Raw genomic sequence first — 12,150 nt, 5'->3', positions numbered from 1 at the left:
CTCCATACGTATTATAAAGGGACTTAACTTTCCATTTGTTTCGCTAAGAAGACCGCGGCAGTTTCTGCAGCTTTTTGTTCAACATCGCCTACAAAATGAACTTTTGATAATATATAAACCGCTCCAATCGCATCACCATTTGTTATAATCGGTGCAATACAGTAGGATTTTACTTGTTCTATCTGCCCTGGCACCCATTCTACAGACTTCTCAAGTTTTTCTACTATAACTGTTCTGCTACTAAGAAGCTCTTCGCAACCCGGTGAGAGCTGACGGTTCATATAATCTTTCTTAGATAATCCCGCCACCGCAAGCATTTCATCACGATCACTAATCAGAGCTGGTGTACCAAGCGTTTCGTAAAGTGATTCTGCATACTCCACCGCAAATTCGCCAAGCTCTGAAATAGGTGAATACTTTTTTAAAATAACTTCCCCTTCTCGATCGGTGAATATCTCTAAAGGGTCTCCTTCACGAATACGAAGAGTCCTCCTAATTTCTTTTGGAATGACTACTCTGCCCAAGTCATCAATTCTGCGGACTATACCCGTTGCCTTCATGTATAATGCCTCACTTTCTCGAAATGAAATGTATTTCTGAGAGTAGTATGCATCAAAGTTGGTCATTTTAAACAATAGAGGTGTTACACGGTAGGCGGTATGTCCTTTGTAGTTTCTTGCATGGTATGGACCATTTCCTCAATCATATCGAACTCCGTAAATTTATTGGACTTCTTTTCATTGACTGTCACAACGATTTGACCATTTTCAAACGTTAAGCCAACAGCGTGACCAAACTTCAAGGAATACTCCATAAGTTTTGCACCATCTGCTCTTGAAGTGCCTTCCTCAGTCAATCGAATTTCTACAATTCCTTGAATATTTTTGATAGATTCAACACCCGCTATACGTCCCCAGGCTTTCATCCGTCCAACTCGTAGTAATAAATCGGCTTCGAATGGCATATCACCGAAACGGTCAATCATTTCATCGACTAACTCTGAATAATCTTCATCACTCGTAATCGCTTTTACGCGTTTATACATCTGAATTTTTTGGTAACCGTCTTGAATGTATGTCTCTGGTAAATACGCATTGATCGGCAAGGAGATTTCAACATCTACCTTATCTTCTTTCATAACACCTGTCTGACGCTCTTCAATTGCTTCTTGTAGCAACTGTGAATACAAGTCAAATCCGACAGAATCGATGAATCCATGTTGCTGAGAACCAAGTAAATTCCCCGCTCCACGAATAGAAAGATCCCGCATTGCGATTTTAAAGCCGGATCCAAGTTCCGTAAACTCTTTGATCGCTTGCAAACGATTTTCTGCGACTTCAGTTAGTACTTTATCACGCTGATACAGCATATAGCTATATGCCACACGATTTGAACGTCCGACGCGTCCACGTAATTGATAGAGCTGCGATAGTCCCATGCGGTCTGCATCATGCACAATCAATGTATTAACATTTGGAATGTCGATACCTGTCTCAATGATCGTCGTCGTAACGAGTACGTCATATTCTCCTTCAAGGAAACTCATGATAACCGCTTCAAGTGCAGCTTCTCCCATACGACCATGTGCAGACGCAATGCGCGCTTCTGGCACGAGTTCTCGAATTTCCTCTACTTTACGATCCATATCTTCTACACGATTATACAAGTAAAACACTTGTCCTCCGCGTCCCATCTCCCGCTCAATCGCTTCACGCACTAATCCTGGATTATGTTCCATGACATACGTTTGGACTGGAAAGCGGTTCGCGGGCGGCGTTTCAATAACGGATAGATCACGAACACCAACCATCGACATATGCAATGTCCGTGGGATAGGTGTTGCGGTCAATGTCAGCACATCTACATTCGTTTTCAGTTGCTTTAGCTTCTCCTTATGCGTCACACCAAAACGTTGCTCTTCGTCAACTACTAGCAATCCTAGGTCTTGATAGACGACATCTTTTGAAAGTAAGCGGTGAGTACCGATGACGATATCAATCGTGCCAGCTTTTAGCCCTTTAATCGTCTCATCTTGTTGTTTCTTTGTCCGGAAGCGATTTAGTAAGGAGACAGTTACTGGATAGTCGGCAAAACGTTCTTTCATCGTTTCATAATGCTGTTGCGCTAGAATCGTTGTCGGCACTAAAAAGGCTACTTGCTTGCCATTCGTTACCGCTTTGAACGCTGCACGAATCGCAACTTCCGTTTTTCCGTAACCTACATCTCCACATAACAAACGGTCCATCGGTCGCTCTTTTTCCATATCCCTTTTTATTTCAGCGATCGACTGTAATTGGTCTGTTGTTTCCTCGTAAGGAAATGCATTTTCAAATGAACGCTGTAAATCATCGTCTTCACTGAAAGCAAATCCCTTTTCGGCTTCCCGCTTAGCATATAACTTGATCAAATCATCCGCAATATCTTGAATGGCCGCTGTAACTTTACGTTTCGTCTTTGTCCACTCTGTACCGCCTAACTTGTGCAACTTCGGCTCTTTTTCTCCTGAAGCCACATACTTTTGGATTAAATCAATTTGATCGGCCTGTACGAATAACTTATCATCGCCACGATAACGGATATCCAAGTAGTCTTTTTGGATACCGCCAACTTCTAACGTCACTACTCCGTAATATCGACCAATTCCGTGATGGACGTGAACAATATAATCGCCTATTTGAATTTCTGAATAACTCTTTATTCGTTCTGCATTTGTTAATTTCTGTGGACGAGCTTTACGCTTCGCCTTGCCTGTAAACATTTCAGCTTCTGTAAGAACCGCTAGCTTCTGAAGAGGCAATTCGAACCCGGCAGACAAGTCTCCTTCTATAATTGACAGAACACCATCTTTACTCGGTTTGCCATTTACTACAGCTTCTATATCATACTCCCGCAAAATGCCTTGGATGGTAGCCATACGTTCTGCAGAAGCCGCTAGCATGAAAATATTATAATTGCCCTGAAGCCAACGTTCTATCTCGCTTTTTAATAAAGGCATCTGGCCATGGAACTGCTGCATAGGCTTACAAGAAATTGTGATAGATTTGTTAATTGTAAATCCAGGTACTGCACGCGTAAATAACGACAAGTATAAACGTTGCTGATGAATTCTACCAAGCACCTCTTGGTACTTCCAAGCTAACTTTGTATCATGCAACATTTTACCGTCTTCTAGCATAGCTAGATGAAATTCCTGTTCTTCCTCTTCTAGCGTTGCCACGGACTCCTGTATACGTCCAAGTTCGTCAAACACAATGACACCATTCTCTGGGAAGTAATCGGTCAACGCTGCACTAGCTAGTGAGGAGAACGACGCATACTGCTTCATCGTATCTGGAACAACACCCGATTGCATCAAGCCTACGTCTTGCATCACTGTCATTAGTAATTGTTGCTGTAAGTCTTCACTTTTAATCTTCGTTAAACTATCACCAAGTGCTTGTTCCACATTGCGAGAAACTTGCAACAGTTCATCCGGTGTCCAAATAAATTCTGTAGCCGGTAATAACGTAATCGATTCTAGCTTTCCTGTGGAGCGTTGATCTTCAGCAGAAAATGTTCGGATAGAATCGATTGTCGTATCAAATAATTCAATGCGAACAGGTTCTTGCATCGTTAGCGGATAAATATCTAGTATGCCACCACGCAACGCAAATTCGCCCGGCGCGCTCACCAGGTCTTTTCGTATATAACCCATGGAAACAAGTTTCACGAGCCACATGTTTATATCAATCTCTTCATCCGTCTCCGCCTTAACATAATGCGTGAGCCAACGTTCCTTTGACGGCAAGAGTTTTCTAAGCCCCGCAACGGGTGTGATATAAATTCCACTACCTGAGCGTGCCATATGATCCAACGTTTCAATTCGCCCGGCACGCAGTTCATAACTAGCAAATGAAAAGTCGGCTGCCACTAGTTCCTCTGCATTGTATAAATGAACATGCTCATCACCGACTTGCTTGATCAAATCCTCATACGTACGCTGCGCTTGCAACATATTTGGTGAGACTACCAAAACAGGACGTGTCAACGATTGCTGGATTACTTTAAAGAAGATGGCCTTAGAACCACCAGAAAGACCTGTTATCAATTGCTGGTCCTGTCCAGCTTCTAAGTCCTTGAGTAGACTTTGAATCTCTTTTTCTTCTAAAAACAGATGCTCTATTACTCCCAATCGACTAATCCTCTCTATATATCAATTATGGCTTTTCTAGTAACCTTTTTAACAGTAGAATACATTATGCACAAAAAGCTTTGGCGCGTATAGCCAAAGCATCTACTACTATTGTAGCCATTTTTTCAACGTATAATAATCAGGGAACGTTTTCAACGATTGTTCGCATTGCTCACAAATACATCGTATACGCATGCCTTCATCATTAACGGATAAGAATGATCTCTTTTCTCCTTTATCTAAGTTCTTAATCTGATAAAGTATAGCTTCTGCGGCATCCAATGGAATAGAACCGATTTCCGTATCACAGTGACTGCAAGAATAGCGGATCACGCATCCTTCACCTTCCTTTTATCAAAGTATAGGCAAAGTGTCGCTATATTATGCTTACGAACCGTTAAATTTATTCATCACTTCTAGAAACGGTGATTTCTTTATCCACTCTTCGCAAGCATCGGCGCTCTTTTGTACAGCCTCTTCGATCAACGGCTGTTCCTCTTTACTAAAAGGTGACAGCACATAGTCAGCAACTTTCATTCCGTTTGTTGGACGATCGACGCCTATGCGGATGCGATTAAATTCAGAAGTTCCTAAGTGCGCGATTAACGACTTCATGCCGTTGTGACCACCTGCACTACCTTTTTGACGAAGGCGAATCTTACCCGCCGGTAAATCCAAGTCGTCGTAAAGAACGACTAACTCATCGTCGTCTATTTCGAAGTAATCTGCTAGTGGGCGTATACATTCACCAGACAAGTTCATATACGTCATCGGCTTTACTAAGATCACTTTGCCTTCCGGAGTATGAACGGTTGTATATTCACCATTAAACTTCTTTTGAAATGCCGGCGCTTGCCAACGCTTCGCTAATTCATCAATTACTTGAAAACCAATATTATGACGTGTTTTTTCGTAAGCTTTCCCGGGGTTTCCGAGTCCGATTAGTAACTTCATTAGCTTCTCTTCCTTTTCGAACCAATCTCTATATGCATAGAAAAGGAGCGCACGTTATAAACTCGTGCGCCCATTTCATTATTTATTCTGCTGCTTTGTCATCGCCGATTACTTCAGGTTCTGCACCTGCGTCAGCTGTTTCATCCAATTCTTCCAACTCTGCTTCCGTACGTGGAGCAGATACTAGCACAAGCGCATCTTCATCTTCATTCAAGATTTCAAATGCTACCTTCGAACGAATATCACTTACAAGAAGTGTATCGCCAATTTGTAGTTCTGAAACGTCCAAATCAATGGACTCTGGAATGTCAGAAGGCTTGACGCGAATCGTAACTTCACGAATTGGTTGTTGAATGATTCCGCCTTCTTTTTCACCTGGTGATTGACCGATTAAATTAATGACAACTTCAACTTCAAGTTCTTCCGTCATATTAATCGATAAAAAGTCAGCATGTGTAATAGTTCCTTTTAAAACATCCGATTGATAATCACTCAACACGACATTTACTTTTTTGCCATCAACGTCCAGCTTAATGACACCATTTCTTCCTGTTTCACGAAGCGTATCAATTAAATCGCGCTCTTTAACGGAGATTGGTGTGCTTTCCGTTTTGTAGCCATAGACTACGGATGGAATCCATCCATCTTTTCGTAATTGTGATAGTGTTGTTTTGTTAGTTTCTCTTAATTTCGACTGCATTGTGCTCATTTGTATAGTCACCTTTCCTTTAAAAAAGTTTTTTCTACCTCTTGAAACATTCAATATCAGACGACATCAGGTAACTTGTCATCAATCGTATCTTTACATCACTCAAATAACGTACTTACAGACTTCTTCTCGAATACACGAACGATCGCTGATGCTAATAGTGGTGCAATTGAGAGTTGTTTAATCTTTGGAGATAGTTTCGTATCCGATAATTCAATTGAATTAGTAATGACCAATTGCTTGATCTGTGAATTGTTGATCCGCTCAATTGCCGGACCAGATAAAACCGGATGTGAACAGCAAGCATACACTTCTTTTGCTCCACTTTCAATCAACGCGCTTGCAGCAATCGTAATCGTACCTGCTGTATCGATGATATCATCAATGAGAATCGCTGTTTTACCTTCTACATTTCCAACGATATTCATAACTTCCGCCACGTTCGGACGTGGACGACGTTTGTCGATAATCGCAATCGGTGCTTTCATGCGATCCGCCATTTTACGAGCCCGTGTAACGCCACCGTGATCAGGTGAGACGATTACTAAATCATCTCCTACTAAACCTTCTTTTTGGAAGTATTCAGTCAAGATTGGCTCGGCAACCAAGTGATCGATTGGAATATCAAAGAATCCTTGAATCTGTGGCGCATGCAAATCTACCGCAATCACACGGTCAGCACCTGCTGTTTCTAATAAGTTTGCAACTAATTTAGCGGTGATTGGTTCACGCGATCTTGCTTTACGGTCTTGTCGCGCATAGCCATAGTAAGGCATGACAACGTTGATCGTACGCGCAGAAGCACGCATCAAGGCATCTAGCATGATGAGAAGCTCCATTAAGTTATCGTTGACCGGATTAGAAGTGGATTGAATAACAAACACTTCACAGCCACGGATGCTTTCATCGATATTGATTTGGATTTCTCCGTCACTAAAACGTTTGACTGAGCATTTGCCGAGTGGAAGTCCGACTTGATCTGCTACTTCTTGTGCAAGGGGTTCGTTCGCAGTTAGAGAAAATATTTTCAGTTTTTCGTTTGGATAATGATTTGCCATGATGGCCCTCCTGTTAGTTGGGTAAGATTAGTTTTTTACGTATCCCTCTTTATTCTCTTGCCGAACGCGTGCAATTGCAAGTGAATTTTCCGGAACATTTTTTGTAATAGTGGATCCAGCTGCCACAATGGCATTTTTTCCTACAGTTACAGGCGCTACTAAGTTGGCGTTACAACCGACAAAAGCATTGTCCTGTATTTCAGTCTTATGTTTATTTTCACCGTCATAATTCACGGTAATTGTTCCGCAACCTATATTCACACTCTTACCAATTTCCGCATCTCCAATGTAGCTGAGGTGGGATACTTTACTATCGTCGCCAAGTTGTGACTTCTTCACCTCGACAAAGTTACCAACTTTTACGTGATTGCCTAAGTGAGAGTCAGGACGTAAATGTGCGAATGGACCAACCGCCGTCTGATTTCCTACTTGACTGTCACAAACTACTGACGAGTGAATCGTGCTGTAGTCACCGATTGTACTGTTTTGAATATGACTATTTGGACCAATAATACAATTCGATCCAATTTTTGTTGTCCCTTCAATCATCACACCAGGTTGCAATAGTGTATCGCGTCCAATCTCTGCGTCTGCACTAATGACGGTCTGTTCTGGATTAATGATTGTGACGCCATTACGCATATGCTTCTCTGCAATCAGATGACGCATATCTTTTTCAGCCTGCGCTAACGCTACCCGATCATTGACTCCGAGTGTTTCGTGGAAGTCGGGTGTCGTGTAGGCGGAGATACGCTCGCCTTCAGATTTTAAAATACCTAATACATCCGGAAGATAGTATTCACCTTGCGCATTTTCATTGTTTACTTTTTTCAAAGTGTCAAATAGTACACGGTTATCAAAACAATATGTTCCTGTATTGATTTCCTTCACACTACGTTCTTCGTCATTAGTATCTTTATGTTCGACGTTTCTTAAAACGTCACCATTCTCTGCGCGGATGATTCGGCCGTAGCCTGTTGGATCATCTGCAATTGCAGTAAGTATTGTAGCTTTTGCTTCGGTTTCGTGATGATGCGCAAGTAACGCTTTCATCGTGTCGCTACTAATTAACGGAGTATCTCCGCAAACGACTAGTGTTGTGCCGTCTATATCACCGAGCACAGACTGCGCTTGCAAAACAGCATGTGCTGTACCTAATTGCTCCGCCTGTAACGCATATTCACTTTTGTTTCCTAGCGTTTGCTCTACCATTTCCGCGCCGTGACCGACAATAGTGACGATGCGATCAGCATCTAATTCGCGAATATGATCGATCACATGCTCTACCATCGGTTTACCGCAGACGGGGTGAAGCACTTTGTACAAATCAGACTTCATCCGAGTCCCTTGACCCGCGGCTAAGACGATAGCATACGTGTTTGTCATTTGCCAGCCTCCATCCTTAATTCATAATTGACTATATCGGAAATGATAGTTTTTTTCAAGTATTCTCCCTTGACAATTGCATTGCTTTATTTTATGATTATTAACTTTTTTGAACATATCCCCGAAATAGGTATAATCTTCTTTAACTAACAGGAGTATTTTGGGTTTACCCCTTCCTACAAGCTTAAAACTAAAAGTTGAACATTTTACTCACTAGAGTTGTAGCTACACATCAGTGAAGCGAAGCACTAAAGGCACACGCGGCTACTCAGGGAGTTTCAACTTTACAGATCGGATAACCAAAAGACCATCTACTCGAATAGATGGTCTTTCAGCTGATACGACATATGAAAACGCTTTCTCGTCATGTGTTCTTTTATAAGGTTGCTTCTTCAAGTATCCCTTGTGCTTCGTCCACATGATGGTAGGCTGCTAAAATCGATTCTTGTACCTTTGTTCTTGCATCTGAATTAATCGGATGTGCTACGTCGCGGAACTCCCCATCTGGTGTACGTTTGCTCGGCATTGCCACGAATAATCCGTCATTCCCCTCGATGACTCGGATATCATGGATGACAAACTGATTGTTCAGTGTAATGGAAGCAATCGCTCTCATTCTGCCTTCGGTGTCTACTTTGCGTAACCTCACATCTGTAATCTCCATCTTCCCCACTCCCTTGTTGTCAATTGTCCACAATGTATTTATTCTAGGTTAGTTGGTAAATCCCCTCTTAATAACCATAATACTTGTGTTATTTCTATATTACTATTTTCCTTTAAAGATTAAAATAGGTTTTTTGTGAATTATTAAAATTATGTATAATATTTGAATAAATTTCGAACTATTATACTATTTGATCGTCCAAATCTCATTTTTAACTTCTAAAAAAGCTCCATGCTGTCTAATTCGACATCATGAAGCTATATAAAGTTAGATATTATGATTCATAAATAGCTATTGCTTCAATTTCCACACGAACGTCTTTTGGAAGTCTTGCTACTTCAACTGTTGAACGAGAAGGCTTGTGATTACCGAAATGTTCTTCGTAGATTGCATTTAGTGCAACAAATTCGTTCATATCTTGAATAAACACTGTCGTCTTAATCACTTGTTGCATGCTAGAACCCGCTTCTTCTAAGACTTTACGAAGATTATGAAGTACTTGATTCGTTTGCTCTTCAATTCCACCAGCAACTACTTCACCTGCTACTGTCAAAGGAATCTGCCCCGATGTGTAGACTACGCCATTTACTTTCACTGCTTGTGAATAAGGCCCAATTGCTTGGGGTGCTTGATCTGTTTTCACATATTCCATATATCATTTCCGCCTCTCGTGAAATAGTTTCCTTCTTCTAGCTCAATCTTTCTGCGCTTCTCATCTACCGCATGTAGCTTAACTAACGAAAGGTAGTCATCTACTAACACTTCTTCTAGATGTTCCGCTTCCACTAGCACAGCGACGCCACCTAGTTCACAATCGAATTCTTCAAGCAGGCTCTTCATACCTTGCATCGTTCCGCCTACTTTCATGAAATCGTCTGTCAGCAACACTCTTTGACCACTCTGCATGCTTCTCTTAGAAAGGACCATCGTTTGGATTCTTCGAGCAGAACCAGAGACATAGTTAATACTTACTGTGGATCCCTCTGTCACCTTGCTATCGCGGCGCACTACTACTACTGGAACGTTTAAATGACGTGCAATGGCATGGGCTATTGGAATACCTTTTGTCGCGACCGTCATAATCGCATCGATTCCCGCATCAAAAAATGCAGTAGCAATAACCTTGCCTATTCGATCAAGAAACTTTGGATTTCCCAATAAATCAGTCATGTACAAGTAGCCACCGGGCAAAAGACGATCTGACTTTCTCAATTCATCCATTAGCGAATGTATAATATCATTTACTTCTTCCCGACTAGCTATAGGAATATATTTAATACCACCGGCTGCACCAGAAATAGTTATTAACCGTCCCGTACCGCTCTCTTCAAAGGTTTCCTTCAGAATACCAAGGTCTTCACTAATGGAGGATTTGGCAGCAGCATACCTGTTAGAGAAAAACGTCAAAGAAATGAGTGTGTGCGGATTTTCTAGCAAATGGCGGGTCATATCGACTAGCCTTTCACTTCTTTTCCACTTCATAATACCGTCTCCTAAATCCGAATGATTTATAAGTACATTATCATAATCGTACGGTATTAATCAACTAGAATACGTTCTCCTAGTGTACGTACAGCATGTACATCTTGGCAAAAGCCTTTAAGTGCATTAACGATTCTAGGTACGCGTGATTCATGTTTTACCAACCCAAAGACTGTTGGCCCACTACCACTCATCAATACCGCGTCTGCACCAAAGCGTTCCATTTGTTCTTTAAGCATAACAACTTCAGGATGCAGACCCATCGTAACTGGTTCCAACACATTTCCTAATGATGCACACATTTTATCATAGTCGCCTTCTTCTAAGGCTTCCATCATTGTGGCCGTTTGTGGATGTTCAATTGTCGACAAATTGAGCTGTCCATAAATATTCCCTGTCGATACACCAATAGATGGCTTGGCCAGAATTACCCAACAGTTCGGCGGCGAAGGCAAGTGTGTAATGTTCTCCCCACGCCCACGCGCAATGGCTGTACCGCCATATACACAAAAGGATACGTCTGAACCTATTTCCGCACCAAGCATAGCTAGTTCATCCAATGACAACCCAAGGTCCCACAAGCGATTCAATCCACGCAACGTAGCCGCTGCATCTGAACTCCCGCCTGCAAGTCCCGCGGCAATCGGAATATTCTTATCAAGTGTAATTTCTACACCTTGTTTTAGACGATAGCGTTTCCGCAACAAGTCCGCTGCTTGATACGCTAAGTTTTTACGATCATTCGGCACAAAGCGATGCGATGACTTAATCGTTATGGCACGATCCATCGTCGGTCGAAGCCAAATACGATCAGCCAAGTCTACAGTGGTCATGATCATCTCGACTTCGTGATAGCCATCTGGCCGTTTATTCAGCACGTCCAATGTTAAATTGATTTTTGCAGGTGCCTTTTCGTAAATCATGATAAAAGCTCCCTCCCCACAGCATGTTCTTGCTCATTATATTACCACACAATGGATAGAACATAGGAAGAATAAATGAAAAAAAGAACTGCAAAGCATTTTTGCTTTTGCAGTTCCCATCGTCAGCCTGATCTGGATTATCCGAGACATGGTTGAATTACTTTTTCTCCTCCACTTGCCTACTCGCCATTTCAATTGCACGCTTCACCATATTACCTGCATCACGTGAACGAATACCGCCCCAACCTTCTTTTTGTACAACATCATAAAAACCCAGGTCTTTTGCGATTTCTTCTTTTAATGGATCTGACATGACGCCTTTTCTCGCCATTGACGTTTCCTCCTTTTCGGCCGACAATTATAGCATGTACAAAACAGAGGAAGTTACGCATCGTTATAGTTGAAAACACAAAAAAACCCGCCTGAACGTTCCGGGCGGATTCACTAAGAAATAAATTAAAATAGCATGAAAATTATTTGATGATGAAAGCCGTTTGATCTGCACCATCAAGAATTGTTATTTCAACCGCTTCGGTTAAAATATCTGCATAGCTGTAAGAAACTCTTTCAAACGCATTGTCATCCTGGTCTAACTCTACTACGAAAACAGCACGATACGTATCGCGCAATACTCCAGCATGTTCGATCGTCTTCTTACGACCGCCGTTTGCTTTTAGGTGGAGACGTTTCCCTAGATGAGCATCCAGTGACTTTTTAATGTCTGCTAATGTTTTTGGCATGTTGCTTACACCTCACTAAATACTAGCATAACATTTTTCTTCCGTTCTGTCAACCAAATTTTT

Annotated in this window: 13 protein-coding genes; all 13 read right to left on the bottom strand. The window is 41.7% G+C overall.

The window, feature by feature from the left end; genetic code table 11:
• Positions 1 to 23 precede the first annotated feature (23 nt).
• The 13 genes from spoVT to veg all read right to left on the bottom strand — a co-directional run bounded on the left by spoVT (position 24) and on the right by veg (position 12,087).
• Positions 24 to 560 (bottom strand): stage V sporulation protein T, encoded by a 537-nt coding sequence (spoVT, locus tag ORD22_RS12235; RefSeq protein ID WP_317646306.1) that lies wholly within the window; start codon positions 558 to 560, stop codon positions 24 to 26.
• A gap of 83 nt (positions 561 to 643) precedes the next feature.
• Positions 644 to 4,171: a transcription-repair coupling factor gene (mfd, locus tag ORD22_RS12230; RefSeq protein WP_317646304.1), complete on the bottom strand. Its 3,528-nt coding sequence runs from the start codon at positions 4,169 to 4,171 to the stop codon at positions 644 to 646.
• A gap of 108 nt (positions 4,172 to 4,279) precedes the next feature.
• Complete coding sequence (locus ORD22_RS12225) at positions 4,280 to 4,504, bottom strand: anti-sigma-F factor Fin (RefSeq protein ID WP_317646303.1); 225 nt, start codon at positions 4,502 to 4,504, stop codon at positions 4,280 to 4,282.
• Positions 4,505 to 4,558: 54 nt separating this feature from the next.
• Entirely contained in the window at positions 4,559 to 5,125 is a 567-nt protein-coding gene (gene pth / locus ORD22_RS12220) for an aminoacyl-tRNA hydrolase (protein ID WP_317646302.1), read from the bottom strand.
• Between the two features lie 82 nt (positions 5,126 to 5,207).
• Positions 5,208 to 5,834: a 50S ribosomal protein L25/general stress protein Ctc gene (locus tag ORD22_RS12215; protein WP_317646301.1), complete on the bottom strand. Its 627-nt coding sequence runs from the start codon at positions 5,832 to 5,834 to the stop codon at positions 5,208 to 5,210.
• 98 nt (positions 5,835 to 5,932) lie between these two features.
• Positions 5,933 to 6,892 (bottom strand): ribose-phosphate diphosphokinase, encoded by a 960-nt coding sequence (locus ORD22_RS12210; RefSeq protein WP_317646300.1) that lies wholly within the window; start codon positions 6,890 to 6,892, stop codon positions 5,933 to 5,935.
• A gap of 27 nt (positions 6,893 to 6,919) precedes the next feature.
• The gene (gene glmU, locus ORD22_RS12205; protein ID WP_317646299.1) at positions 6,920 to 8,278 is read right to left on the bottom strand and encodes a bifunctional UDP-N-acetylglucosamine diphosphorylase/glucosamine-1-phosphate N-acetyltransferase GlmU; all 1,359 of its coding nucleotides are present in this window, start codon (positions 8,276 to 8,278) and stop codon (positions 6,920 to 6,922) included.
• Between the two features lie 376 nt (positions 8,279 to 8,654).
• Positions 8,655 to 8,942 (bottom strand): septation regulator SpoVG, encoded by a 288-nt coding sequence (gene spoVG, locus ORD22_RS12200; protein WP_317646298.1) that lies wholly within the window; start codon positions 8,940 to 8,942, stop codon positions 8,655 to 8,657.
• 274 nt (positions 8,943 to 9,216) lie between these two features.
• Positions 9,217 to 9,594, bottom strand: coding sequence for a RidA family protein (locus ORD22_RS12195; RefSeq protein ID WP_317646297.1), 378 nt, complete (start codon positions 9,592 to 9,594; stop codon positions 9,217 to 9,219).
• Positions 9,582 to 10,424 carry a pur operon repressor gene (gene purR, locus ORD22_RS12190; RefSeq protein WP_317646296.1) on the bottom strand — a complete coding sequence of 281 codons (843 nt, stop codon included), beginning with the start codon at positions 10,422 to 10,424 and terminating at the stop codon, positions 9,582 to 9,584. The genes ORD22_RS12195 and purR overlap by 13 nt, the downstream gene beginning before the upstream one ends.
• Before the next feature lie 56 nt (positions 10,425 to 10,480).
• The gene (gene ispE, locus ORD22_RS12185; RefSeq protein ID WP_317646294.1) at positions 10,481 to 11,347 is read right to left on the bottom strand and encodes a 4-(cytidine 5'-diphospho)-2-C-methyl-D-erythritol kinase; all 867 of its coding nucleotides are present in this window, start codon (positions 11,345 to 11,347) and stop codon (positions 10,481 to 10,483) included.
• A gap of 157 nt (positions 11,348 to 11,504) precedes the next feature.
• Entirely contained in the window at positions 11,505 to 11,678 is a 174-nt protein-coding gene (locus ORD22_RS12180) for a small, acid-soluble spore protein, alpha/beta type (protein WP_317646293.1), read from the bottom strand.
• A gap of 142 nt (positions 11,679 to 11,820) precedes the next feature.
• Positions 11,821 to 12,087: a biofilm formation stimulator Veg gene (gene veg, locus ORD22_RS12175; protein WP_009499413.1), complete on the bottom strand. Its 267-nt coding sequence runs from the start codon at positions 12,085 to 12,087 to the stop codon at positions 11,821 to 11,823.
• Positions 12,088 to 12,150 lie beyond the last annotated feature (63 nt).

Origin of the sequence: Sporosarcina sp. GW1-11, assembly GCF_033088395.1 — a bacterium.
Lineage (GTDB): Bacteria > Bacillota > Bacilli > Bacillales_A > Planococcaceae > Sporosarcina.
Note: the sequence above shows the minus strand (reverse complement) of the source record. Positions and strands in the feature narration are given on the sequence as shown.